Origin of the sequence: Phytohabitans kaempferiae (assembly GCF_042433955.1) — a bacterium.
Lineage (GTDB): Bacteria > Actinomycetota > Actinomycetes > Mycobacteriales > Micromonosporaceae > Phytohabitans > Phytohabitans kaempferiae.
Window position 1 is genome coordinate 1 of record NZ_JBHLUH010000036.1, and the last position, 25,457, is coordinate 25,457.

Genomic DNA, 25,457 nt, shown 5'->3' on the forward strand with positions numbered 1-25,457 from the left:
GGTGCTGCCACTCGCACCACGTCATGGATGTGCGCACTGTTGGGCAAGCCCACCGAGGCCCCCGGCGGCCCATCGACTTGCCTAGATGGACTTTGGCCGATGGCAGCGGCAGCCGTCAAGATGTGTCGGCAATGTTTCGCGAAAGTTTTCCGCGACCCGGTCACCTCGACCGGTCGCGTACCGGGTCCCCGCTCGCCACATCCGTGCCGCTCGACCTCGCCGCACTCCACCGCCAGGAGCCGCCGCACCGCCTCCCGCACGCCCCGGGCCAGCCCCGGCCCCGGGCCGCGCCCTCAGGGTCGGGCCGGCGAGCACGATCGCGCCGTTGTGCGCGCGCCGGAGCCCCGCGAGCGGAACCAGATCACCCCGCCGACCAGGCCAAAGAGAGCGACCACCGGACCCGACCGCCGGCCAGTACGGCCGCGCGGACCCCGCCTCGCCATTCCTCCACCGCACCGGCCGCGACCTCAGGCGCATCCGCACCACGGCGGGGGACCGCCCACACCGGCGCCGCCGCTAGCGCACGGCGAGCGCCAGGCGGATCGCATGGAGCCACTTGAATGCGGCTTCGATGTTCCGTACCATCAGCCGCACGAAATGTTATCGTGAACATTTCTGGCAATGACCGGCGCGCCTCCATCCCCAGGCCCGAACGGCGGGCACCTGGGCGCGCCGGCCGTGGCGGCCGTCAAACGACGGCTGTGTCCCGGGGCACCCCACATGCCCGGAGGAGAATTCTCGATGAAACCGATCAGCGGACATCGACGGTGGTTGGCCGCCGCCACGGCGGGACTGCTGTTGGCCGGCGCTCTGGTCGGCCTGCACACCACTACCGCGCAGGCGTTGAACAACGGTGTGGCCCGCACCCCGCCGATGGGCTGGAACAGCTGGAACACCTTCGGCTGCAACATCAACGAAGCCCTCATCCGGCAGCAGGCCGACGCCCTGGTCTCCAGCGGCATGCGCGACCTCGGCTACCAGTACGTGGTCGTGGACGACTGCTGGTTCAACCCCAACCGTGACTCGGCCGGAAACCTGCAAGGCGACCCGACCCGCTTCCCCAGCGGCATGAAGGCCCTCGGTGACTACCTACACGCCCGCGGCCTGAAATTCGGCATCTACCAAGTCCCCGTCGACCGGACCTGCGCGCAGTACTTCGGCGCCTACCCCGGCGCCACCGGCAGCCAGGGACACGAAACCCAGGACGCCCGCCAGTTCGCCGCCTGGGGCGTCGACTTCCTCAAGTACGACTGGTGCTCACCCAACGGCACCATCGACGACCAGGTACGCACCTTCGCCCGGATGCGCGACGCCCTCGCCGCCACCGGACGCCCCATCGTCTACAGCATCAACCCAAACAGCATCCACGCTAAAACCGGCCCACTGCGCAACTGGGGCGACGTGGCCAACATGTGGCGCACCACCGAGGACATCACCAACGCCTGGAACACCGGCCAGACCAACGGCTACCCGATGGGCATCCAGAACATCGTCAACGTCAACGTCCCGCTCGCCTCGTACGCCGGGCCGGGCCAGTTCAACGACCCGGACATGATGGAAGTCGGCAACGGCGGCATGACCGACACCGAGATGCGCAGCCACTTCGCGCTGTGGGCCATCATGGCCTCGCCGCTGATCGCCGGCAACGACCTGCGTGCGATGTCCGCGCAGACCCTCACCATCCTGCGCAACCAGCGCCTCGTCGCGATCAACCAAGACCCGCTCGCGGTCCAGGCGACCCAGATCGCCAACGACGGCACCCGGCGAGTGCTGGCCAAACGCCTCGCCAACGGCGACATCGCGGTCGCCCTCTTCAACCAGGGCTCCGCCGCCACTACCGTCTCGACCACCGCGGCCGCGGTCGGCAAGACCGGCAGCTCGTTCACCCTCGTGGACGCCTGGACCGGCGCCACCAGCACCACCACCGGCGCCATCAGCGCGAACGTCCCAGCGCACGGCACCGCGGTCTTCCGGGTCAGCGGCGGCGGCACGACCACACCGCCGCCGTCGACGACGACAACCCTGGTCAGCGCGGCGTCCGGACGCTGCCTGGACATCCCGCAGAGCAACACCGCCAACGGCACGCAACCAGTGATCTGGGACTGCAACGGCGCCGCCAACCAACGCTGGACATTCAACGGCCCGACCCTTCAATCGCTTGGCAAGTGCCTGGACGCCCCCATCAACGCGACCGCCGGCGCCAGGACCCAGATCTGGGACTGCAACGGCGGCACCAACCAGCAGTGGACACTCAACGCCAATGGCACCATCACCGGCCGCCAGTCCGGGCTCTGCCTCGACGTCAACAACGCCGCGACCGCCAACGGCACCACCGTGCTTCTCTGGCACTGCACCGCCGCCGCCAACCAACGCTGGACCCGGCAGTAGCCGCAGGCCGACCACGCCAGACACGGCCGGTGTGGAGAACACGACCTCCGCACCGGCCACCGGATCCGCTGGGACGCGCCGGCGACCTGTACCCGCCGGTCATGAGGCCGCGGAGCTGGCGACGCGCGCGGAGCCCTCCGGCGCGGTCGCCGGTGACATGGTCGTCTTCGAGGCCGAGACCGCCCTGGCACCGCCGCCCTGGCCGGACTCCGGCCCCACCGACCGGCAGCGCCACCGGCAGGCTGAGCACAGCCGACTACCAGGGGCCGGGTTCACCGTAGACTCCACGCGTGATCGAGGACGGCCGGCCGCGGCGCCACCGCAAGCCCCGTCGCGGTGACCTGCCCATCGCCCGCATCGCCGAGCTCGCCGGTGTGTCGCCGCCCACGGTGTCGAAGGTCCTCAACGGCCGCGGCGGCGTAGGTGAACAGACCCGGCAGCGCGTGGAGGCCCTGCTGCGCGACCACGGCTACCGCCGCCCGCTCGCGGCCCGGCCGACGCTCTGCATCGAGGTCGTCTTCCACCAGATGCTGCCCTCCATCGCCATGGAGATCCTGCGAGGTGTCGAGGAGATCGCCAGTAGGAGGGACTACACGGTCGGCTTCACCGACATCCGGCGACGTGTGTCGGCCGGACTGCCGTGGGTCGAGCCGCTGCTGTTGCGGCAGCCCACCGCCGTCATCACGGTCTGTTCGCTGATCACCGCCCAGCACGGCGAACAGTTCGCCGCCAGCGGCGTACCGCTGGTAGCGATCGACCCGATCGGCGAGCTGTTTCCCACCCCCGCCGTCGGGTCCAACAACTGGAGCGGCGCCCTCGCCGCCACCCGGCACCTGCTCGACCTCGGCCACCGGCGAATCGGCCTACTCACCGGACCGGTCAAGGACCTGTCCGCCCGCGCCAGGCTGGACGGCTTTCGGGCGGCCCTGGACCACGCTGGCGTCCCCCACGACGAGACCCTCGAACGCCGCGGCGTCTTCACTTTCGAAAACGGCCGCGACCTCGCCCTCGAGATACTCGCTTTGCCGAAGCCGCCCACCGCCGTCGCCTGCGGTGACGACCTCCAGGCACTGGGCGTCTACGCGGCGGCCAAGCAGGTCGGCCTCCGCATTCCCGAAGACCTGAGCGTCGTGGGATTCGACGACATCGACCACGCGGCCTGGCTCCCCCCACCGCTGACCACCGTGCGTCAGCCGTTCGCGGAGATGGGCGCGACCGCGGCCAGGTTGGCGATCAGCCTGGCCGACGGCGAACCTCTCGGCCAGGAGCGGTACGAACTCGGCACCACGCTCGTCGTCCGCGGCAGCACCGCCCCTCCCCGCGCCCGGTGAGCGGACCCATCCACCACTGTGGAGCCCACACCGACTCCGCGGTGATCTCGATCCCGACGTGGGTCATGCGGAGCAACAGTAGCCGAGCGGGACCGCCTGCTCACCCGGCCGCGGATCGTGGTCGACCACTGCTCACACCGGGTCGTGGCGCGCTTCGTCTGATCCGCCGCCCGCTCATGCTTCGAACTCCCGAGTGAGGCAGAGCGCACGCCGCTGTGCCGCCCTGCCCGAACGCGGCGATGGTCAGCGCTGGGCGCCGCCCGGCTCCGTAGCGAGCAGGGCGAGGTCGGCCCGGGTCGGCAGCCCTTCCCAGTCGCCGTCGGTTGACACCGCGAACGCGGCGGTGTCCACCGCGCGCCGGAGCTTCGTCGCGATGTCGGAACCGTCCAGCGTCGCGGACAGGTAGCCGGCGGCGAAGGCGTCGCCGGCGCCGATGGTGTCCACGAGCGATATCCGCCGCGCGGTTTGGTGGGCCACGCCGTCCACGGTGTGCACGCTGGCACCGTCGGCGGCGCGTTTGACCACGACCTCGCGTACCCCCGACGTGAGAAGACGCTCGACGCGATCACTCCCGTCGGCCATGATCGTGAGTTCCTCGTCGGAGGCGAACAGGACGTCGACGTACGGCAGCAGCGGCCGCAGCGCGTGGGATGCCTCCGCGGGCGACCAGAGCGTGGCGCGGTAGTTCACGTCGAGGCAGACGCCGGTGCCGGCTTGCTGTGCGAGCTTCATCGCGGTACGTACCGCGGCCAGCGGCCCGGCGCCGAGGGCAGGTGTCACTCCCGTGACGTGCAGCAGCCGGGGCGGAGGATCCGCCAGGACCGGAAGGATGTCCTCGGCGGAAAGCGTGGAGCCCGCGGACCCGTCGCGGAAGTACCGGACCCGCGTGACGGTCGCCAGGCGGCGCTCGAACAGGACGAGCCCGGTCGGGGCGTGCGGGTCGGTCCGGCAGCCGTACAGGTCGACGTTTTCGGCCCGCAGCGTGCGTAGCACGAGTTCGCCCAGTTCGTCGTCGCCGGTCACGCCCAGCCAGCGCGTTCGGTGCCCCAGGCGGGAGAGCCCGATGGCCACGTTGGACTCGGCGCCGGCGATCGACAGGGTCAACGCGCCGCCGAGCCGTACCGGGCCTGAGATCCGCAACGACGCCATGGCCTCACCGAGGGTCAGTACGTCGATCACGGCGCGACCGCCGCGCGGAAAGCCGATGCCCGGCGGCGCAACGCGTCCAGGTCTCCCCCATGCGGTGCGTCACCCATCAGCGACGACCCGGGACCCACGGCGACCGCTCCGGCGGCGAGGAACGCGGCAGCGTTGTCGACGTCGACTCCGCCGACCGCGACCATGCCGACCCGGGGCAGGGGATCGCGTAAAGCCTTGATGTATCCGGGTCCACCGAGCGCCGCCGGGAAGACCTTCACCGCGGCGGCCCCGCCCTCGGTCGCGGCGAGGATCTCGGTCGGGGTGAGCGCGCCCTCGATCACCGGGAGACCGGCCTCCTTGATGGCCGTGGATTCGGGCGAGGCTCCCGGAGTGACGAGAAACGTCGCCCCGGCGTCCGCGGCCGAACGCGCGTCGGCGACCGTCACGATGGTGCCCGCGCCGAGGGTCGCGGCCTCGCCGAGCGCCGCCCGTGCGCGTTCGATGATCGACAACGCGCCGGGAGTGGTCAGCGACACCTCGACGAGCGTGAGTCCCTCGTCGACGAGCGCGAGGACGCAGTCCAAGGCTGCCTCGGTGTCGGTGCCCCGAACGATCGCCAGCAGTCGGTGGGTGCTGAGCAGGTCCAGCAGTTGCATGCTTCGCGGTACCCCTCTTCGTATGGGCTGCCTGTGGCGGGTCACGCGCTACGGTCGTCAGGCCTCGGCGGTGACGGTGGGCGCGGCGGCGTCGGGCGAGGCGCGCGGCTTCGACGGCACCATCCAGGTCGTCGCAGCGGCCAGAAACTGATCCAGCAGCACGGACGCCTCGCGGTCGAGCCGGGGCGAGCCGGGCTCGCGGACCGCGGTGCTGGTGAGCACGCCGCGGCGGCGCAGGACCTCCTTGCAGAACGCGGCACCGCCGTACTGGTCCTCCATGCCCACCAGCGGCAGGAGGAACCGGTAGATCTCGGCCGCGATCGCGGGCTGGTCGCCTTCGAGCGCGTTCCAGAGCGCGACGTGCAGGTCGGTGAACTCGCAGCCGGGCATCGTCCCGCAGATCCCGCGCGGATACTCGTCGAGCAGGAAGCGGGAGCCCTTGCCGCCCATGACGCCGCTGACGTGCGCGCCGCCTCGGGCCAGCAGGTCCGAGATCACCTGGCTGGAGCGGACGGTCTCCTCCTTGAACCACGAGACGCCGTCGATCGTAGCGGCGAGTTCGGACAGCTGGGCGGCCGACATCGGCGTTCCGGCCGGGCCTTCCGCGTTCTGGACGAACACCGGCAGGCCGGCGGCGGCGATCGCGGTGAAGTACTCGACGAGCTCCGGCCAGTCGCCGCGCTTGACGTACGGCGGCATCGCGATGACCGCGTCGGCCCCGCTGTCGGCGGCGTGGGCAGCGAACCTCGCGGCCTGTGCGGTCGACGCCCCGGTCACGCTCGCGACGAGGGGCACACGCCCCCGGTTGACCCGTACGGTCGTGGTCACGACCGCGCGACGCTCGTCGTCGTCGAGCGTGAAGAACTCGCTGACGTTGACCGGCATCACCAGTCCGTGCGCGCCGCAGTCGAGTGTGAACTCCACGACGTCGGCGAGCGCCCCGTGGTCGACCGCCCCGCTGCTGTCGAACGGCGTCACCGGTATCGCGAAGATGCCACGAAACGCCGCGGTCATGATGCGTCGTCCCGCGCGGCGCCGGTCAGCAGCACATCATCCTCGGCGGCCAGGTGCGGGTCGCCGCCGTAGGGCTGGCTGCCGCTACCGCCGACGAGGAAGTCGAAGTCGGCGCCGCGGTCGGCCTGCAGGACGTGGTCCGCGTAAAGCCGCGCGTAGCCCCGGCTGAACCGGGATGCGCGCGGGGTCCGCTCCGCGTTGCGCCGCGCCAGTTCCGCGTCGTCGACCTCCAGGACCAGGCTGCGCGCCGGCACGTCGAGCGCGATCATGTCCCCGGTGCGGACCAGGGCGAGCGGGCCGTCCGCCGAGGCTTCGGGCGCCACGTGCAGCACAACGGTCCCGTACGCGGTGCCGCTCATCCGGGCGTCGGAGACCCGTACCATGTCGTCGATCCCGCGTTCGAGCAGCTTCCGCGGGATGGGCAGGTTGGCGACCTCGGGCATTCCGGGGTATCCGAGCGGTCCGCAGTTGCGCACGACGAGCACGGTGTTCTCGTCGACGTCGAGGTCCGGATCGTGGATCCTGGCCTCGCACTCCTCGATCGTGTCGAACACCAGCGCCGGGCCACGGTGGCGCGAGAGGCGGGGACTGGCCGCCGCCTGCTTGATGATCGCGCCCTGGGGAGCCAGGTTTCCATGCAGGACAGCGGTGCCGGCGCCGACGCCCAACGGCCGGTCCACAGGGCGGATCACCTCGTCGTCGTAGCACTCGGCCGCGGCGACGTTGTCGGCGACGCTGCGGCCGGTGACGGTCAGCGCGTCGCCGACCAGATGGGCTTCCAGCCGCCTCATCAGCGCGGGCAGGCCGCCGGCGTGGTGAAACTCCTCCATGTAGTGCTCGCCCGCCGGGCGGAGGTTGGCCAGCCACGGCACGTCGCGCATCCACCGGTCGAAGTCGTCCAGCTCCAGCGGGACGTCGAGGCGTCCGGCCAGCGCCAGCAGGTGCAGCACGGCGTTCGTCGACCCGCTGATCGCGGCGTTGACCTTGATGGCGTTCTCGAACGCCGATCGGGTCACGATCCGCGACATGCTCAGCTCCTCGCGCACCAGCTCGACGGCCCGCGCGCCGGCCTGCTGCGCGGCCTGAAGGCGGGCCGCCTCGACCGCCGGGATCGAGGAGGAGCCGGGTAGCTGCATGCCGAGCGCTTCGGCGATGCTCGCCATCGTCGAGGCCGTACCCATGACCATGCAGTGGCCGGCGGTACGCGCGTAGCTGGACTCCATGGCGAAGAACTCGGCGCCGTCGAGCCGGCCCGCGCGCACCTCGTCGGCCATCTTGCGGGCGTCCGTGCCGGTGCCCAGGGAGCGCCCCTTGAACCGTCCGGCGAGCATCGGGCCACCGGTGACCATGATGGTGGGCAGGTCGACGCTGGCGGCGCCCATGAGCATCGCCGGGGTGGTCTTGTCGCACCCGGCCAGCAGCACCACGCCGTCGATCGGGCTCGCCCGCAGCATCTCCTCCACATCCATGCTCATGAGATTGCGGAACATCATCGTGGTCGGCAGCATGTTCGTCTCACCGAGACTGATCGTCGGGAAGACGAGCGGCACCCCGCCGGCCTGCCATACGCCCCGCTTGACGGCCTCGGCGAGCGTGCCGAGATGGGCGTTGCACGGGTTGAGATCCGACTGGCTGTTGGCGATGCCGATCACCGGTTTGCCGCTGCGCAGGAGCCCCGCGGAGAAGCCCAGCGCCTGCATGTGACCGTTGCGAACGAGCGCCACCTGACCGTACGAGTCGTAGAACCTGCTGCTGCGAAGCCTGCTCATTCCCCTGCCCTTACTTGACTGCGCCGCTGGTGAGTCCGCTGACCAGCAGCGGCTCGAGGAGGACGAAGATGATGATCATGGGTGCGATCGACAGCAGACCCGTCGCCATCAGCGCTCCCCAGTCGGCCGTGTACTCGCCGACGAAACCGACGATGCCCACTGTGATGGTGGTGCCCTGGTTGTCGAGGATCAGCGTGCGGGCGTAGGTGAAGTCGCCCCATGCGTGGATGGCCGAGAAGATGGCCACCGCGCCGATGCCGGGTTTCGCCAGCGGCAGGACGATGCGTATCAGGGCCCGCAGCCGCGAACAGCCGTCGACCATGGCCGACTCCTCCAGTTCCACGGGCACCCCATCGAAGATCGACTTCATGATCCAGGTGCCGAACGGGACGATGACGACCGTGTTGGCGATGATGAGCCCGGTCAAGGAGTTGATGAGCCCGGTCGCGGAGAACATCATGAAGATCGGGATCACCAGCAGCGTCCGCGGGATCACCTGGACGGCGAACAGCGAGTAGCCAACCGCCAACCCCGCCTTCGAGGCGAGGCGGGACAGGCTGTAACCGGCCATCGTGCTGAGCACGACCGCGCCGACCATCGCGCCGATCGTGACGATCGCCGAGTTCGCCAGCCACTGACCGACCGGGCGCATCTCGAAGACCCGCGTGAACGCATCGAAATTGATCTTCGACAGCGGCGGTATCAGCGGCGGCACCTGGGCGAGAAGATCCCGGGTCGGCAGCACCGCGGTCAGCAGCGTCCAGTAGACGGGGAACAACAGGATGACGATCGCCACGCCCAGCGCCACGTACAGGAACCCGTTGGTCAACCGTGCTTTGGCCTGCATCTAACCTCCCTCGTGGATGTGATGCGCATGCGTGCGGAGAGCGTCAGAAGAAACGCCTCCGGACGACGGGGAACAGGATGAACAGGCACATGACGGCGATGGCCATGGTGATGACGCCGAGCGTGGACGCGTAGGGCAGGTTGAAGTAGACGAAGGCCTCGTTGTAGATGGCGACGGCCAGGGTCTCGGTCGCCCGGTCGGGACCGCCACGCGTGATGGCGTAGATGAAGTCGAACGTGGTGAACGTCCACAGGCCGGTGACGATCATCGCGAGCACCGCGGAGCTTTGAATCGCCGGCCAGGTCACGTGGCGAAACTGGGCCCGGGGGCTGGCTCCGTCGACCCGTGCGGCCTCGTAGAGCTCGGCCGGCACCGACTGGAGCGCCGCGAGCAGCATGAGCGTACACAGTGGATAGGCGATCCAGATGGTCGGCATCAGTACGCCGATCAGCGCCGTTTCCGGGTCGAAGAACCAGGCGACGTTCTGGTCGATCAGGCCGACCTTGCGCAACAGGTAGTTGAACACGCCGTAGGTGCCGTCGAGCATCCACACGAAGGTGACCGTCGCGACGACGCCGGGGATCGCCCACGGGATCAGGACGAGCGTGCGCAGCCAACGCCGGCCGACCAGCCGGCGGCGCAGCACGAGCGCGCTGAGCAGGCCGATCGTGAACGCGCCGGCCACGGTGGCCAGCGTGTAGATGGCGGTGATGCGTAACGCTTCCCAGGTCTCCGGGTTGGAGAGCACGGCGCGGTAGTTGTTCGTGGTGAACGGGAGGTCGTTCACCTCGCTCATGATCATCGTCTTGCCGTCGCGCAGGCTCAGGTTCACGATCATGTAGAGGGGGAACCCGATGAACAGCAGCGCGACCAGGACGGCGGGCAGCAACATGACCGCGGACAGGCGGCTGTTGCGGGACCGTAGCGTGCGGCGGCGACGCCGCGTCGAGGTGGGCCGGTTTCTGGTGACGAGGCGGGTCTCGCCGGGCGGGGCGAGGGACATCGGCGAAACTCCCGGGGGGTGAGGTCGGGCACGGCCGGCGGTACGGGGGCGCGGACCGACCCGGCGCGGAGGTCGGGTCGGTCCGTCCCGAAGTGGACCGGATCAGGGTTGGGTGATCGCGGCCAGTTTCTTCTCGAGGTCCGTCAGTACGGTCATCGTCGGGTCGTCGGTCGTCAGCAACCGCATCATCGCGTCGATGATCGTCTTTTCGATCTCGCCGAAGTTGGCTCGGAAGTTGTCGCTGGGCGGAAACTCGGGGACGGCGTTCTCGACGTTCTTCTCGACGACGCCCACCACGGGAAGGCGAGTCGCGAGCTCCGCCGGCACCACTCCGACCCGACCCGGGGCGGCGTAGACCTTCTCCGCCCACAACGCCTGGATCTCGGGCTTGGCAGCCGTCTCGATCAGCTCCCACACCAGTTGCTTGCGCTCGTCGCTGATGCCCTTCGGGATCGACAGCGACGTGCCCACCAGGGCGATGGAGTTCTGGAACGGGCTGGGCGCGGCCTGGATCTTGGGCAGAACGTCGGCGGGCGCGTTGTCGTCAAGGAAGCTCTGCACCCAGTTGCCGTCGTGCGACATGGCGACCTTGCCGTCCGCGAGCAGCTGACGGTACTGGCCGCCGTTGAGCCCGGGCGGAGCCTTCTTGGCCAGCTCGCGGTAGAGCTCGACGGCCGCGACCGTCTTCGGGTCGGTGACGCTCCACCGGCCGTCGGTGATCCACGCGCCACCCATGCCGACGATGAACGAGTTCGACTCGCCGAACAGGTTCGAGTGGCTTGTCGTCGTCGCACCCCACGGGTTGAAGTTCGAGCCACCGGCGGCGCCCAGCTTGTTGACGGCGTCCCGCAGGCCCTCGGGAGTTGACGGCGGAGCGGTGACGCCGGCCTGCTGGAGGAACGTCTCGTTGTAGAAGATCACCCGGGTCAGCGCGTGCAACGGCAGCGCGAGCTGCTGGCCATCGATGATCCGTTCCTTGCTGAAGTCGCGCCACTGGTCGAGCAGGCCGCTGCTCTTCAGGCGTTCGTCGAGCGGCTCGAGCTGCCCGGTGGCGGCGAACGCGAAGAAGTGGTTGCCCGAGGCGATGACGTCCGGCGGCCGGCCAGCCGACAGGCGGGTGACCATCTGGTTCTGGAAGTCGTCGTTGCTGACGAAGTAGAGGTTGACCTTGACGTTGGGGTGGGTCTTCTCGAAGTCGGCCACGATCGCCTTGAGGACGTCGCCGTTGCCAGGCTCGTTCACCTGCCACGACGGGAAGTCGAGAACGATCTCGTTGCCCTCGTCGCCGCTGTCTCCGCCACCGCATCCGCTGAGCAGCATGGCGACGGCGGCCAACCCGGCAAGACCTGTGCGCCACGCGCTGCGGCCCAATGTGACACGTTTGCGTTTTCCACGATCCATTGCAGTGCCTTCTTCTCAGCCGAAGGGGGTGTCCAGCGGTCCGCCGGCGTGAGCGCCCGTAGAAGCAGACCACTGAGGACTGCATTATGTGCAGTTGCGCTGCGTATCTTGCAGCGAACTCTAGAGACGGTTTCGCGCCCATGTCAATCGTGTGCGCGTGACGTTTCGACAGGTCGCCCTGGCCGATCGGCGAGGCGTCCGCGCCCAGACACCGTCAAAGGGGATGTCCATGGTGGACATCCCGGCGGTCGTCACGTGCCGTAGACAGGCGCCTGACGTGCGCCTGGAGGTAGCGGGCCCGCGGGGGCGGCGCTCAGCCGTCCGGACGGTCTCCGCCCAGGAAGGCCGCGCCTCGTCGCAGGTCGGGCAGTTGCCTCGACGCACGGGCCTGAGCTGTGTGTCGCGGTCGGGGCCAGCCAGCCCTCTCGCTCCGCCCCCTACCTCGACATGGCGCCGCGAGCCGGAGTACGGGCGGCGCCTGGTGGTGGCGGGCGCGAGGTCGCACACCGGCACGCGGCCTTACGCCAGACGCCGCCCGACAGGGAACTTGATACAGGCCTAGCGGCGCCGGTGGCCGAGTTCGCGGCTGATGCCGTGCGCGGCATCCAGCAGCGGGCCGACGAACGCGAGCAGCTTCTCGTAGTTGATGCGGGCGGTCGACACCGAGACGCTCACCGAGCCGGCGACGTTGCCATCGGCGTACAGGATCGGCGCCGAGACACAGCGGATGCCCAGCTCATGCTCCTCGTCGTCGATCGCGTAGCCACGCTCTCGCGCGGCGGCGAGGTCGGCCAGCAGCGACTCGGGCGTGGTGAGCGTGTGCGGCGTGAAGGCGTGCAGGTCGGTGCTCTCCACCAGGCGGCGCTGCTGCGCCGGGGGGACGAACGCGAGGATGGCCTTGGCCACCCCGGTGCAGTGCAGCGGCGCGACGATGCCCACGCGTGAGTACATCCGGACCGGGCGGCGACTGTCGACCTTGTCGATATAGACGACGTTCTGGTTTTCGAGGATCGCGAGGTGCACGGTCTCGTTGGTCGCGTCACCGAGCTTCTGCATGAACGGTGCGGCGACGTCGCGCAGGTCGAGGGACTCCAGCGCCCGCTGGCCGAGGTCGAGGATCGTGGCGCCGAGCCGGTAGTCGCCGTCGGCGCGCTTGTCGACGAGCCGCCAGCTGTGCAGCGTCTGGAGGATTCGCAGGGCGGTGGTGGGATGGACGTCGAGATGCTGCGCGACATCTCGCACGGAGCGCGGTCCATCCGCGATGAACAGCAGGGAACGCACCGCCCGATCCACCGTCTGGCTCATGTTCCACTCCTTACCGGACTGTTGGGGGTCTCTGTCGGACCACGGGTCACTTCGGGCCGCCTAACTGCTGACGATGCGAGTTGCCGGCGACCGTGAGCAGGGCAGGTCGACGCCGACCCGGCTCGGGGTCGTGGACGGTCCGCGCGCCGGCGCCACCCCTGCGGAGCGGTCCGGTGGCGTCATTGTGCCCAGCCCGCAAACCGCACCGCTACGCCACCGGGCGGCCTCCACCCCATTACGGCACCTCGCGAAAACACAGCGTTTACATGATTGACACAGTGCAGCACGGCGACCTATGGTCGCCACTGCAACTTATGCAGTATCGCTGCACATGTTGCAGCACCGCAACCCCGTGGTCACCGCAACCCCTGACCCCCCGCCTCCAACGCCCACGACCGGCCAGCAGTCGACCGCGGCCCGCCTCGCGGCCTGCCGGCGACCCGATCGGGTTCGATCGTGCGAAACCCCCTGCCGACGCTGCCCGGCCGCCGCCGGCGGCGGCTCCGCCAACAGCGAAATCGACCGGCAATCGTATCGCGCCGTCGGCCCACGTTCTGGCACGCCCGCCGGCCTGGCGGGCACGACGAAAGGGAATCAAAGATGAGGAGTAGCCGATGAGGCGCCGCACGCGTACAACGACGGGAGCTGCCGCAGCGCTCGCCCTGCTGGGGTCGAGCCTCCTGATCGCCCCCACCCCCGCGGCCGCCATCAACGGCCAGGCAGTCATCAACCCGATCGAGAGCAACATCGCGGAGAAGTTCTGGGTCAGTGCCACGGCCAGCAGCGGAGGCCAGTCGGCCGCGGCCGCGATCGACCAGGATCCGTCGACGGCGTGGCACGCCGCCAACCAGGCACCGGGCGAGTCGCTGACCCTGGACCTCGGCGGCACCTACGACAACCTCCGCAAGGTCGAGGTCGTGTTCCCCGACACCGGAGCGGTCTACCAGTACCGGCTCCAGGCCTCCCCAGACGGTACACAGTGGACGACGATCGGTGACCGGTCCGCGAACGCCCGGCCCGGTCGCGGCGGCGTCGATCTGTTCACCTCGCCCGGAACCCGCTACGTGCGGGTCACGATCACCGGCGTTTCGCCCGGCGCCACGGTCGGCATCAGCGAGGTCAAGGTCTTCAACTACCTGCGCGACGAGCTGATCCTGGGCGCCGACATCTCCTACGTCGACGACTTCCAGACGCGCGACTACTGGGTCAACCCGCTGGACGCCGACCGCGGCGCCGGACCCGCGTTGCTCGACGTGGTCAAGGACCGCGGCATGGAGTACGTACGGCTGCGCGTCTTCAACGAACCGCGCAGCGAGAGCAGCGGCAACGTCAACGCGATCCCCCGTCAAGGCCCGGAGCGGACGCTGACCTCCGCTCAGTGGGTCAAGCAGCGCGGGCTCGGCCTCGGCGTCGACTTCCACTACGCCGACTCGTGGGCCGATCCGGGCAAGCAGCCCAAGCCACGGGCCTGGGCCGAGCTGAGCTTCCCGGATCTGCAGACCGCGCTGTACGACTACACCTACGACTACGTCCGCCAGCTCGTGAACCAGGGCACCACGCCTGACAAGGTGGCGGTCGGCAACGAGGTCAACAACGGCTTCCTCTGGGGCAGCGAAGCGACCAACGCGCCCGCCCCCGGCCCCGTGATCGGCACGGCCAACCCGGCGTACTTCCGCAACCAGGCGAACGTGTACCAGTCACAGCCGGGCGGCGGCATCCTCTGGCAGTACTGGAACTCCACGGACCCGGCCGAGTACCAGCTCTACCTCGACTCCTGGGAGCGGTTCAGCGCACTGGTCGCCAAGGGCATCGCCGCCGTACGTGCCGCCTCCCCCACCACGAAGGTGGAGGTGCACTCGCTGGTCGGCTCCGGCGTCGGCAACCGCACTGGCCTGGAGAAGGCCATGGAGTACTGGCACCAGTTGCTGACCCGCCTGCACGCGCAGGGCCAGGACATCGACGTCATCGCGCTGTCCTACTACCCCGAGCACCACGGCACGATGGAATCGCTCGAGCGGAACATGTACACGATCTCGACCACCTACCCGAAGTACCCGATCATCATCACCGAGACCGCCTACCCGGCCAGCGGCAACACCCCGCAGCCGAACTCCATCTACCCCCGCACGATCCAGGGCCAGGCCGACGCGATCCAGCGCGTCATCCAGGCCAACAACGACCTGGTCAACAACCAGGGCGTTGGCATGCTGACGTGGGAGCCGGCGAGCTTCCAGACGATGTTCCGATCCGTGCCGGGCATGTCCAACACCTACGAGCCGCACGCGTCGATCGACATCTACAACAAAAGCGCGGCTCGGCACGTGCTGGAGAACACCATCTACACCGCCACCACGGTCGGCTCCGCGCCCGCGCTGCCGTCAACCGTAAAGGTGCTCACCACCGCCGGCGGTGCCGTCGCCGACACCCCGGTGACCTGGAACGCCCTGCCCGAGGGCGCGACATCGGCCGCCGGCCAGGTCACCGTGACCGGCACCACCGAACGTGGACCAGTCACCGCCGTCGTCGACGTCGTCACCGCCTACCGCGGCGTGGCGTGCACGTCCGTCATCACGGGTAGCCGCTCGGGGCCGCTGGTGGTCTCCACCGGCGTCACCTGCCTGAACGGTGCCACCGTGAGCGGGCCGGTGACCGTGCGTGCCGGCGCTGGCCTCGTGGCCACCGGTGCCCGGATCTCGGGGCCGATCACCGCCACCGGCGCGGCGGTGGCCGCGCTGTGCGGCACCACCGTCAGCGGGCCGGTCCGGCTCGACCGGAGCGAGGCCGTCCAACTCGGCAATCCGATGCTCGGCTGCGCCTCGAACACCATCAGCGGCCCGGTCTCCGTGACCAACACGACCGGGTGGAACGTCATCGCCGGCAACACGATCGCCGGTCCGTTGAGCTGCTCGGGCAACACGCCGCCGCCGGTGAACAACGCGGCGCCCAACAAGACCGCCGGCCCCAGAAGCGGCCAGTGCGCGGGACTGTAGCCGCCTGACCACCGCTTCGCCCGGACTGCCCGACGCACGATCAACCTAGTGCCGACGGCCTGACGGCGAAGCCGGACGCAAGCGAAGTCGAGGCGGCCGCGTCAGCCGACACGCCGCAAGCCGTGCGGGTACGGGATCGCTCACCGTACCCGCACGGCCGAGCCGTCTCGCGGTCACGGCGACTGACGATCCGGCCCTGAGTGGGGCCAGGCGATCCCGCCCCCACTCAGGGTCTACTTCGGATAGTTGGTCAGCCGCCCCCGTTTCTGACCTGCACCCCGTACTCAAGGCCATCGACATGTCCGAGCATGTCGAGCGTGTCGTGGACCACGCGGCCGTCGATCTTCGTCTTGACCCGGACGCGCACCTGCTGGCAGTTGGGCAGCGTGTACCCGTACGTCTCGCCGGGGATCAGCTCGTCCAGCAGTTGCAACTCCCGGCCGAACGCGTCGACCAGGTAGACCCGCATCGGCTCGAGCGTGACGTTGATGAAGTTGACCTTCTTGACCAGACGCACCACGATGTCCCGGCCCACGGTGACCGTCTTGGTGGTCCGCTGTCCCGAGGCGCTGTGCGCGGTCAGCAGATAGGTGACATTGCCGTCGCTGCTGCCGCCGCTGAGCGTGTCGTCCCACTGCCCCGGCGTGGCCCGGCTCTCGTCGAAGATCTGCCCACCGTTGCGCGTCACCGTGATCCGCGTGGCACCGGCGACGCTCCAGGCCAACTGGATGGTGACCGGCTGGCACGCGCGCGGCCTGGTGGGATTGGCGCTGAACGCGTCGATCCGGGGCGCCCCGGTAGTCCATCCCTCGGCCTTGCCGGCCTGGTCGTCGGCGAGGTCGGCGGCGCCGTCCTGCACCGGCTTGACCAGGATGGTGTACGGCGTGACCGGGCTGAGCCCGGTGACGGTCTCCTGCCGTGGGCCGGTGCCGGCGTACGCGGGCAGCGTGACGACCCGGCTCGTGCCGCCACCGCGCACCTCCAGCCGATACCCGGTCTCGGTGCCGGCGTTGTCGGTCCAGGCGACGGTCAGCGTGGTGTCGCCGGCTCCGGTGATCCGGACGTCCGTGGGCGCCTGCGGCGCGGGCAGGAGCGAGTTGTCGCAGACCTGTGCCGACGCCTGGCTCGGCCGGCTGTTGGTGGTGGTCACGCGGTAGCAGTAGCGCGTGCCGGCGCGCACGTCGGTGTCGGTGTACGCGTCGACCAGCCCGTTTACGCGGTACACCTCCGTGTACGGGCCGTCCGCCACGCTGCGCTCGACCACGATGCCCTCGACGTCGTCGGCGTTGGTCCACCGCAGCTCGTTGCGGAGCCAGAAGAGCGTGTCGTTCTTCACCAGCGGCCTGATCACCGGGGCGGAGAGCTGGCCGGGCATGAAGTACCCACGGCAGTCGATCTCCGTCCACTCGTGGGCACCGAAGTCGATGTTGCGCGCGGATACGCACACACCGTGGCTCCCCTGGCTGGTGCCGGCCGGCACCGACGGGAGGTCGAACGTCCAACCGCCACCGGGGCGGGCCACGTCGGCCATGCCGTGGTACTCGGTGCCGTCGACGCTCACCCGGACGGCAAGCTCCGCCAGCAGGTCGTCGGGGTCGGCGACCCAGCCGCCGACCCGGAGCGTGCCGCCGTGCCGGGACAGCGTGTCGAAGCTGCCGTACGGCTGGTGCCGCACCGTGTAGGTCTCGCAGCCGAGGTCGGCGTGCACGCCCGGGCCGCCGTTGAGCGCGCCGAGGCAGATCTGGTGCTGCCCGTCGCCGGCTCCCTCCGGCAGCAGCGCGTCGAAGCCGTGCGCGTCGCCGTACCCCGGATGGGCGGCCCCGACGTCCGGCCGCGGCCGGTTGGCGGAGATGTTGGCGAGCAGCGTGCCGTTGCCGTCCCGGGCTATCACGGTGAGGCTGCTGCTGAGGTCCGGGTCGATCGCCCAGCCCTTGACCCGCACCTTGTCGCCCTCGGGCGTGATCGACTCGAACGCGCCGAACGGGTCGACCCGCACGGCCAGATCCTTGCAGCCGATGTTCGTGTTCACGCCCTGGCCGATGTTGCGGGCGGTGGCGCACACCTGGTTGCCGTAGCGGGCCGGGACCACGCCGGAGAAGCGGCCGCCGGTCAGGTTGGCCACGAGCGTGCCGGTCACCACGCCGTCGATCTTGATTTCGACGGTGACCGGAGTGTTCGAGTCCGGGTCCTGGGCCTCGCCGCTGACCTGGACGCCACCGGGCGGGCGGCTCACCGAACTCAGCACGCCGGTCGGGTTGTGCGAGCCCGGTTCCTCGGGCAGGTCGTCGCACACCGGCGGCACCGGGATCCGGTCGCAGTAGGGCTGGGCGGACGCCGGAGGCGGGCCCACGACGGCGGTCACCGCCGCGGTGAGGACAGACAGCATGAGTACGGTCAACGCGCGCCGCCCGAAGGGGCGTCCTTTCCGGCGCGGGCGGGCGGTCATGCCGTCGTGGAGCATGACTGGTCTGAAGCGGTGTCGCACGTGGACAGTCCTTCCCCCAAAGCAGAACGTGCGACGAGGCTAGGAGCCGGCGGACGGGCCTGTCGTCCGCACCGCGGCAACGCGGGATCCGCCACGGTGACGACGGCGGGTCCCTCCCACGGCGGAGCCGGCACCGCCTCGCCAGCGCGGGCGGCGCAGGATCCAGGCCGCGGTCGTGGATCGCGGAGGGTGAGGCAGCGGGAGCAGCGGTCTCGACCGCGACGGACATCGCGGCAGCCCAAAAGTCTTTCTACGTCTGCGCTTTGAGCGGGTAGGGGATGAACGTGCTCCTGTTTTCGTCGAGGTCGAGGCTGCGCCCGATCGGCGCGGCGGCGCGTTGGGCGCAGGACAGCCGCTCGCAGGTCTTGCAGCCCGGCCCGATCGGAGTGGCGGCGTCGGCCGCGTCCAAGTCGCGCCCCGCGGAGTAGACGAGACGGCTGGCGTGGCGGGCCTCGCAGCCCAGGCCGATCGCGAAGGTCTTGCCGGGCTGGCGGAAACCGCCGCGGTGCCGGGTCACGGTGCGGGCGATCCACAGGTAGCGCTGGCCGTCGGGCATGGAAGCGATCTGGGTCATGACCCGCCCGGGGGCACTGAACGCCTCATACACATTCCACAGTGGACACGTGCCGCCCGAGCGGGAGAACGGGAATCCGGTGGCCGACTGGCGCTTCGACATGTTGCCGGCCCGGTCGACCCGCACGAACGAGAACGGCACGCCGCGAGCCTTGGGACGCTGAAGCGTGCTCAGCCGGTGGCAGACGGTCTCCCAGCCCATCGCGAACTGGTTGGTCAGCAGCTCGATGTCGTAGCGCACGGTCTCGGCCGCGGTGAGGAACCGCTGGTACGGAAAGATGAGCGCGGCCGCGAAGTAGTTGGCCAGCCCGACCCGCATGAGGATCTGGGTCTGCACGTCGTCGACCTGCTCCTCCTCGATGATCTCGTCGATGATGTCGGCGCACTCAAGCAGGCCGATCTGCGCGCCGATCCGGCTCGCCTCCTGCCCGGAACGCAGCGACGTGGACAGGTGCAGAGTGCGCGTCTCGGGGCGGTAGCGGTGCAGCTCGCCGGCGAGCGTCGCGCCGTCCTCCCGGGCGATGTGGATCCCGTGCCGGCTGGAGAGCCGGTCGGCCAGCACCGCACGGCTCTCGCCCCGCCCGACCCCGATCTTCTCGGCGAGGGCCTCGGCCGCCTCGTCGAGGTCGGGGATGTAGTTTTGCCGCCGGTAGAAGAAGTCGCTCACCTGGTCGTGCGGGCTCCGCCCGGCCACCAGCTCGCGGTCGCCGACGATCTCGGCAAGTTGCTCGTTGGCCTGCCGGTAGCGGCGAAACAGCTCGATCACGGCCTCGGCCACCTCGGGCAGCTTGGTGGCGAGCTCGGTCAGGTCGGGCACGGTGACCCGGGGCGGAAGCGCCTCGCGCAGGTCGTGCACCAGCCGAGGCGTGTCGTGTGGCGCGAAGAAGGTCGTGTCGACACCGAACAGCTCAGTGATCCGGATGAGGACGGGGACGGTCAACGGCCGGGCGTCGTGCTCGATCTGGTTGAGGTAGCTGGCCGAGATGCCAAGCTGCCGGGCCAGCTCGACCTGACTGACCGCGCGCTCCTCACGGAGACGGCGCAGCCGCGCCCCCGCGAATGTTTTGGCCACTGGCGCTCCTTCCCGCCGGTCAGGACAGATTAGCAGCTCTGAAAAGGTGCGGATTTACAAGTTTGCAAAAACCCGCTCAGGCTTCTCAATATTTGGCTGTTTCCGTCCCTTTACCAGCGCCCAGCACGGATGCCAAATTTTGCGAATAGCCCCGGAAACGCGATCGGGGACGCAACGAAGGAGAAGGCGATGAACGCATCCGCGCGACGGCTGCAGGACGAGTGGACGACCGACCCGCGGTGGCGTGGCGTCGAGCGGACGTACACGGCGGAAGACGTGGTGCGCCTGCGCGGCGCGATCCAGGAGGAGCACACGCTCGCCCGCCGCGGCGCCGAGCGGCTGTGGGCGCTGCTGCACGACGAGCCGTACGTGCACGCGCTGGGCGCCCTGACCGGCAACCAGGCGGTGCAGATGGTCCGCGCCGGCCTCAAGGCGATCTACCTGTCGGGCTGGCAGGTCGCCGCGGACGCCAACCTCGCCGGCCACACCTACCCGGACCAGAGCCTCTACCCGGCCAACTCGGTGCCGGCGGTGGTGCGCCGCATCAACAACGCGCTGCTGCGGGCCGCGCAGGTCACCACGGCCGAAGGTGTGGAGCCGGCGTTCGACTGGCTGGCGCCGATCGTGGCCGACGCCGAGGCCGGATTCGGCGGCGTGCTCAACGCGTACGAGCTGATGACCGCGATGATCGCCGCGGGCGCCGCCGGCGTCCACTGGGAGGACCAGCTCGCCGCCGAGAAGAAGTGCGGGCACCTGGGCGGCAAGGTGCTGATCCCCACCGGCCAGCACGTCCGCACGCTCAACGCCGCGCGGCTGGCCGCCGATGTCGCCGGGGTCCCGACCGTCATCGTCGCGCGTACCGACGCGCAGGCGGCCACGCTCATCACCACCGACGTCGACGAGCGCGACCGGCCGTTCATCACCGGCGAGCGCACGGCGGAGGGCTTCTACCGCGTGCGCGACGGCATCGAGCCGTGCATCGCGCGGGGTCTCGCCTACGCGCCCCACTCGGACCTGCTGTGGATGGAGACGAGCACGCCCGACCTCGAGGTGGCCCGCCGCTTCGCCGAGGCCATCAAGCGCCAGTACCCCGATCAGATGCTCGCGTACAACTGCTCGCCGTCGTTCAACTGGCGCAAGCACCTCGACGACGCCACGATCGGCAAGTTTCAGCGCGAGTTGGGCCACATGGGCTACAAGTTCCAGTTCATCACCCTCGCGGGCTTCCACGCGCTGAACTACTCGATGTTCGACCTCGCCCGGGGCTACGCGGCCGAGGGGATGCCGGCCTACGTGTCGTTGCAGGAGCGGGAGTTCGCCGCCGAGGCCGCCGGCTACACGGCGGTCAAGCACCAGCGCGAGGTGGGCACGGGCTACTTCGACCTGATCAGCACCGTGCTCAACCCGGACGCCGAGACCACCGCGCTGCGCGGCTCGACCGAGGAGGCCCAGTTCGCATGAGAATCCACGTCACCGGCAGGATGGAAGAACGGTTCGGCGAAGTCCTCGACCAGAAGGCGCTCGACTTCCTGGTGGCGCTCGACGGTGAGTTCGCCAAGCGGCGGGTCCAGGTGCTCGACACGCGCCGCGCCCGCCGGGCCCGCTACGCGGAGGGTCAGCTGCCGGGCTTCCTGCCCGAGACGCGGGCGATCCGCGAGGACCCTTCGTGGCGGGTGGCGCCGCCGGCGCCTGGCCTGGTCGACCGGCGGGTCGAGATCACCGGACCGACGGACCGCAAGATGACCGTCAACGCGCTCAACTCCGGCGCCCAGGTCTGGCTGGCCGACTTCGAGGACGCGACGTCGCCGACCTGGCACAGCGTCGTCAGCGGCCAGCTCAACCTGATCGACGCCATCGACCGCCGGATCGACTTCACGGCGCCGAACGGCAAGCGTTACGCGCTCGGCGAGCAGACCGCCACCATCGTCGTGCGGCCGCGCGGCTGGCACCTGACCGAAAAGCACATCGTCGTCGACGGCCGACCGATCTCGGCCAGCCTGGTCGACTTCGGACTGCACTTCTACCACTGCGCGCAGCGCCTGATCGACGCCGGCCGGGGCCCGTACTTCTACCTCCCCAAGCTGGAAACCCACCTCGAAGCTCGACTGTGGAACGACGTCTTTCGGTTCGCGCAGAACTACGTGGGCATCCCCCAGGGCACCATCCGCGCCACGACGCTCATCGAGACCATCACCGCGGCGTTCGAGATGGAGGAGATCCTCTACGAGCTGCGGGAGCACTCGGCGGGCCTCAACGCGGGCCGGTGGGACTACATCTTCAGCATCATCAAGAACTTCGGCAACCGCGACGACTTCGTGCTGCCCGACCGGTCGGCGGTCACCATGACCGTGCCGTTCATGCGCGCCTACACCGAGCTGCTCGTCCGCACCTGCCACCGCCGCGGAGCCCACGCCATCGGCGGCATGGCGGCCTTCATCCCCAGCAAAGACCCCGGCACCAACCAGGTCGCCATCGACCGGGTCCGCGCTGACAAGGACCGCGAGGCCGCCGACGGGTTCGACGGCTCGTGGGTCGCCCATCCGGGCCTGGTGCCGACCTGCCGGGAGGCCTTCGACGCCGTACTCGGCGAGCGCCCCAACCAGGTCGAGCGGCTCCGCGAGGACGTCACCGTCACCGCCGACGACCTGCTCGCCGTCGACCGGACGCCGGGCCAGGTCACCTATCACGGCGTTCGCAACAACATCGCCGTCGCCCTGCGGTACTTCGACGCGTGGCTCGCCGGCACCGGTGCGGTCGCCATCTTCGACCTGATGGAGGACGCCGCGACCGCCGAGATCGCCCGCTGCCAGGTCTGGCAGTGGCTGCACCACGGCACGCCCGTGGCCGGCGGAGGGAACGTCACCGCCGACCTGGTCCAGTCCATCATGGACGAAGAACTCGCCGTCCTCCGCGAGGGCCGGTCGAGCGCCGACCAGGACCGGCTCGCCAAGGCCGCCGAGATCTTCACCGACCAGGCCCTCGGCGAGGACCTGCCGTCCTTCTTCACCACCGAGGCGTACGCCCGCCACCTCGTCGGGCAATCACCGCCGAGCTGACGGCCGCCGGTGAGGCGCGGTGGGAGTATCGCCGGGGATGCTCCCACCGCGGCCCGGGGAGACGTGGAGCGTCTTCTTGGGGTGCTTTCCCGCGCGGGGACGCTCGCGGTGATGGAGATCCAGTCGTGCGTGGCGAAAAATTCACCTTCTGTCTGGGGGCAATTAGTCGCCACGGACGGACCGCACTGGTCCCGTCCCGCTCAGCGCGCTCGCGCATGTCCACACACCGACCCGGGTTGCCAACGCCGTCCCGAGCCTGGTCGCTTCGCAAAGGGCTATGTCAGGGACATAGACCCTTGCGGCCGGTTTGAACGGGCTATGTCCCCGACAACGCCCACGCATCCGCCGGGTCAGGCGCGTCAACTCACCCGGACCCAGCATCCACGCCACGAGCCGCGCGTGCGGCGTCCCTGCGGGGTTGGGCGCACCGGCGCGCCCAGCTCGACAGCTTCTCCAAGAGAGCTTTCGGGGTCAGGGGCTCGGGCCCGTCCACGACGACCACTGCGGATGGCTGCTTTCAGTCGGTTTGTTCGGTTCGGCAAGGTCCGGGAGCAGGGCCACGCTCCACGGGCACCACGATCGACTGCTAGCCCGACGCGCGCGGGCGCTGCGCGATCCACACAGACCTCGACCCCGAAACGCGGCCCGATCAGTCGTCGAGGATGCCCTCGTGGAGTGCGCGCAGCACGGCGTTGGTCCGGTCGCGCGCGCCGAGCTTGGTGAGGATCGTGGAGACGTGGTTCTTGACGGTGCCCTCCGCGAGGAACAGGACATCGCCGATCTCGCGGTTGCTGTACCCGTGCGCGACGAGGCGCAGCACCTCGAGTTCGCGTTCGGTCAGGCTCTGCACGGGCGGCGCCTCCGGGCCGGCCGGGGATGGCCCGGAGCGGATCGCCCGGAGCATCCGGTCGGTGATCGACGGTGCGATGAGCGTCCCGCCTTCGGCGAGCGTGTGGATGGCTCGGGTGAGCTGTTTGAGCGTCACGTCCTTGAGGAGGTAGCCGCGCGCGCCGGTGCGGAGGGCGCCGATCACGAGCTCGTCGTCGTCGAACGTGGTCAGCACGAGCACCGGGATGTCGACCTCTTCGGCGCGTAGCTGTTCGAGCGTCCAGATGCCGTCGAAGCGGGGCATCCGCAGGTCGAGCAGGATCACGTCGGGCGAGGTCTCCGCGATGACCGCGAGCGCGGCCCGCCCGTCGTCGGCCTCGCCGACGACATCGATCTCGGCGACCTCGAGCAGCCCGCGGATGCCCTGCCGGACGAGGGTCTGGTCGTCGACGACCACGACGCTGGTCACGGCGCGGGCACCCGCGCGGTCACTCGGAACCCGTTGCCGCCGTCGATCGCCAAATCGCCGCCGAGGGCCTGGAACCGCTCACGGAGCCCGCGGAGCCCGTTGCCGAGTACGGGCTCCCGAGCGCCGCGCCCGTCGTCCCGGGCTTCCAGCACGGTGCCCTGGGCATCGGCGGTAACCGAGATCCACAGCTCCCGCGCGCCGGCGTGCCGGATCGTGTTCGTGACGATCTCCTGGGTCGCGCGTACGAACGCCGCGTTCTTCTCCTCGTCCACCCGCACGGTGGGCGAGACGTCGATCGACACGTCGAGGCCGGGCAGGTCGCCCGCCGTCCGCCGCAGCGCCTGTTCGAGGTCGGGGGTTTCGGTCCGCATCTGGCCGACGGTGGCGCGGACGCCGCCCAGAAGCTCGCGCGCGACGAGGTTGGCACGCTCCACGTGCGTACGCGACGCGGCACCTTCGAGGTGGCGGGCGGTCTCCAGCTCCAGCGTCAGGACGGTCAGCTGGTGGCCGATCAGGTCGTGCAGCTCCCGGGAGATCCGCAGTCGTTCCGCGGTGCGGGTCGACTCCGAAAGCAGCACGCTCGCGGCCTGCAGCTCGACGTGCGCCTCGGCAAGCTCGCGGCGCATCCGCTGCTCGCGGATGAGGGTGACCGAGCTGAGCAGCGTCGCCAACTGGATGAGCAGGTAGAAGCCGGTCGTGATGGTCACGTCCGCCTTGCCTTGGCCGGTCACCACCAGGCCGATGGCGATCACCACGGTGTTGAGGCCGATGGTGACGAGGCCCACCGGCAGCGGGACCACGTACACGCTCACGGCCGCGGTGAGGACCAGGAGAACCGACAGGAGCCCCATGCCCGAGGCCGAGAGCAGGACCACCCAGGAGGCGACGACGGCCACGGCGAACGCACCGTAGCTCAGCTGGCGGGACCCGGCGGCGGTGGCGACCGTGGTGAACAGTGCGGCGACGAAAAGGACAAAAAGGACGATCCACCAGGCGTGCGGGATCACGGTGTCGACGACGCCGAACAGGGCGGGACCGGCGACGGCGATCGCGACCACGAGCATGGCGAGGCCGGCCCACTCCTCTGTCCCGAGCCGTCGCACCATTTCACTCTAGATCACTGCGTGCGC

General features: G+C 69.8%; 17 protein-coding genes. 5 read left to right on the forward strand and 12 right to left on the reverse strand.

Annotated elements, in window-relative coordinates; translation table 11 throughout:
• Positions 1 to 741: 741 nt before the first annotated feature.
• Both ACFFIA_RS17805 and ACFFIA_RS17810 read left to right on the forward strand, forming a co-directional pair.
• Entirely contained in the window at positions 742 to 2,388 is a 1,647-nt protein-coding gene (locus ACFFIA_RS17805) for a glycoside hydrolase family 27 protein (protein WP_377252348.1), read from the forward strand.
• Positions 2,389 to 2,678: 290 nt separating this feature from the next.
• Complete coding sequence (locus tag ACFFIA_RS17810; RefSeq protein ID WP_377252350.1) at positions 2,679 to 3,719, forward strand: LacI family DNA-binding transcriptional regulator; 1,041 nt, start codon at positions 2,679 to 2,681, stop codon at positions 3,717 to 3,719.
• 243 nt (positions 3,720 to 3,962) lie between these two features.
• Here the strand turns inward: ACFFIA_RS17810 and ACFFIA_RS17815 are convergent, their stop codons facing one another.
• The 8 genes from ACFFIA_RS17815 to ACFFIA_RS17850 all read right to left on the reverse strand — a co-directional run bounded on the left by ACFFIA_RS17815 (position 3,963) and on the right by ACFFIA_RS17850 (position 12,854).
• A complete protein-coding gene (locus ACFFIA_RS17815; RefSeq protein ID WP_377252352.1) occupies positions 3,963 to 4,898 on the reverse strand; it encodes a sugar kinase in 936 nt (311 codons plus the stop codon).
• On the reverse strand, positions 4,895 to 5,515 hold the full coding sequence (locus tag ACFFIA_RS17820; RefSeq protein ID WP_377252354.1) for a bifunctional 4-hydroxy-2-oxoglutarate aldolase/2-dehydro-3-deoxy-phosphogluconate aldolase: 621 nt from the start codon (positions 5,513 to 5,515) through the stop codon (positions 4,895 to 4,897). Before ACFFIA_RS17820 ends, ACFFIA_RS17815 begins: the two co-directional genes overlap by 4 nt.
• Before the next feature lie 57 nt (positions 5,516 to 5,572).
• Positions 5,573 to 6,529 carry a dihydrodipicolinate synthase family protein gene (locus ACFFIA_RS17825; protein ID WP_377252356.1) on the reverse strand — a complete coding sequence of 319 codons (957 nt, stop codon included), beginning with the start codon at positions 6,527 to 6,529 and terminating at the stop codon, positions 5,573 to 5,575.
• Positions 6,526 to 8,298, reverse strand: coding sequence for an IlvD/Edd family dehydratase (locus ACFFIA_RS17830; RefSeq protein ID WP_377252358.1), 1,773 nt, complete (start codon positions 8,296 to 8,298; stop codon positions 6,526 to 6,528). The genes ACFFIA_RS17825 and ACFFIA_RS17830 overlap by 4 nt, the downstream gene beginning before the upstream one ends.
• 10 nt (positions 8,299 to 8,308) lie before the next feature.
• A complete protein-coding gene (locus tag ACFFIA_RS17835; RefSeq protein WP_377252360.1) occupies positions 8,309 to 9,145 on the reverse strand; it encodes a carbohydrate ABC transporter permease in 837 nt (278 codons plus the stop codon).
• 43 nt (positions 9,146 to 9,188) lie between these two features.
• On the reverse strand, positions 9,189 to 10,148 hold the full coding sequence (locus ACFFIA_RS17840; RefSeq protein ID WP_377252362.1) for a carbohydrate ABC transporter permease: 960 nt from the start codon (positions 10,146 to 10,148) through the stop codon (positions 9,189 to 9,191).
• A 102-nt stretch (positions 10,149 to 10,250) separates the two neighbouring features.
• Positions 10,251 to 11,483, reverse strand: a complete 1,233-nt coding sequence (locus tag ACFFIA_RS17845; protein ID WP_377252364.1) for an ABC transporter substrate-binding protein — start codon at positions 11,481 to 11,483, stop codon at positions 10,251 to 10,253.
• Between the two features lie 624 nt (positions 11,484 to 12,107).
• A complete protein-coding gene (locus ACFFIA_RS17850; protein ID WP_377252366.1) occupies positions 12,108 to 12,854 on the reverse strand; it encodes an IclR family transcriptional regulator in 747 nt (248 codons plus the stop codon).
• A gap of 614 nt (positions 12,855 to 13,468) precedes the next feature.
• Between ACFFIA_RS17850 and ACFFIA_RS17855 the strand changes: the two genes are divergently transcribed.
• On the forward strand, positions 13,469 to 15,844 hold the full coding sequence (locus ACFFIA_RS17855; protein WP_377252368.1) for a glycosyl hydrolase 53 family protein: 2,376 nt from the start codon (positions 13,469 to 13,471) through the stop codon (positions 15,842 to 15,844).
• Between the two features lie 250 nt (positions 15,845 to 16,094).
• Here ACFFIA_RS17855 and ACFFIA_RS17860 read toward each other — a convergent pair whose 3' ends face one another.
• Both ACFFIA_RS17860 and ACFFIA_RS17865 read right to left on the reverse strand, forming a co-directional pair.
• Entirely contained in the window at positions 16,095 to 18,329 is a 2,235-nt protein-coding gene (locus ACFFIA_RS17860; RefSeq protein ID WP_377252370.1) for a fibronectin type III domain-containing protein, read from the reverse strand.
• Positions 18,330 to 18,579: 250 nt separating this feature from the next.
• Positions 18,580 to 19,974 (reverse strand): short-chain fatty acyl-CoA regulator family protein, encoded by a 1,395-nt coding sequence (locus tag ACFFIA_RS17865; RefSeq protein WP_377252372.1) that lies wholly within the window; start codon positions 19,972 to 19,974, stop codon positions 18,580 to 18,582.
• Positions 19,975 to 20,163: 189 nt separating this feature from the next.
• Here ACFFIA_RS17865 and aceA point away from each other — a divergent pair, with 189 nt between their 5' ends.
• Positions 20,164 to 21,435 carry an isocitrate lyase gene (gene aceA, locus ACFFIA_RS17870; protein ID WP_377252374.1) on the forward strand — a complete coding sequence of 424 codons (1,272 nt, stop codon included), beginning with the start codon at positions 20,164 to 20,166 and terminating at the stop codon, positions 21,433 to 21,435.
• Positions 21,432 to 23,030 (forward strand): malate synthase A, encoded by a 1,599-nt coding sequence (aceB, locus tag ACFFIA_RS17875; RefSeq protein WP_377252376.1) that lies wholly within the window; start codon positions 21,432 to 21,434, stop codon positions 23,028 to 23,030. The genes aceA and aceB overlap by 4 nt, the downstream gene beginning before the upstream one ends.
• A 649-nt stretch (positions 23,031 to 23,679) precedes the next feature.
• Here the strand turns inward: aceB and ACFFIA_RS17880 are convergent.
• Both ACFFIA_RS17880 and ACFFIA_RS17885 read right to left on the reverse strand, forming a co-directional pair.
• Positions 23,680 to 24,327, reverse strand: a complete 648-nt coding sequence (locus ACFFIA_RS17880; protein ID WP_377252378.1) for a response regulator — start codon at positions 24,325 to 24,327, stop codon at positions 23,680 to 23,682.
• Entirely contained in the window at positions 24,324 to 25,430 is a 1,107-nt protein-coding gene (locus tag ACFFIA_RS17885) for a sensor histidine kinase (protein ID WP_377252380.1), read from the reverse strand. The genes ACFFIA_RS17880 and ACFFIA_RS17885 overlap by 4 nt, the downstream gene beginning before the upstream one ends.
• Positions 25,431 to 25,457 lie beyond the last annotated feature (27 nt).

What these genes read in the sequence shown, in the direction of transcription:
- ACFFIA_RS17820 (WP_377252354.1), bottom strand. Translation starts at nt 5,515, where the DNA reads ATGCAACTGCTGGACCTGCTCAGCACCCACCGACTGCTGGCGATCGTT.
- aceA (WP_377252374.1), top strand. Translation starts at nt 20,164, where the DNA reads ATGAACGCATCCGCGCGACGGCTGCAGGACGAGTGGACGACCGACCCG.
- ACFFIA_RS17805 (WP_377252348.1), top strand. Translation starts at nt 742, where the DNA reads ATGAAACCGATCAGCGGACATCGACGGTGGTTGGCCGCCGCCACGGCG.
- ACFFIA_RS17835 (WP_377252360.1), bottom strand. Translation starts at nt 9,145, where the DNA reads ATGCAGGCCAAAGCACGGTTGACCAACGGGTTCCTGTACGTGGCGCTG.
- ACFFIA_RS17850 (WP_377252366.1), bottom strand. Translation starts at nt 12,854, where the DNA reads ATGAGCCAGACGGTGGATCGGGCGGTGCGTTCCCTGCTGTTCATCGCG.
- ACFFIA_RS17830 (WP_377252358.1), bottom strand. Translation starts at nt 8,298, where the DNA reads ATGAGCAGGCTTCGCAGCAGCAGGTTCTACGACTCGTACGGTCAGGTG.
- aceB (WP_377252376.1), top strand. Translation starts at nt 21,432, where the DNA reads ATGAGAATCCACGTCACCGGCAGGATGGAAGAACGGTTCGGCGAAGTC.
- ACFFIA_RS17855 (WP_377252368.1), top strand. Translation starts at nt 13,469, where the DNA reads ATGAGGCGCCGCACGCGTACAACGACGGGAGCTGCCGCAGCGCTCGCC.
- ACFFIA_RS17840 (WP_377252362.1), bottom strand. Translation starts at nt 10,148, where the DNA reads ATGTCCCTCGCCCCGCCCGGCGAGACCCGCCTCGTCACCAGAAACCGG.
- ACFFIA_RS17825 (WP_377252356.1), bottom strand. Translation starts at nt 6,529, where the DNA reads ATGACCGCGGCGTTTCGTGGCATCTTCGCGATACCGGTGACGCCGTTC.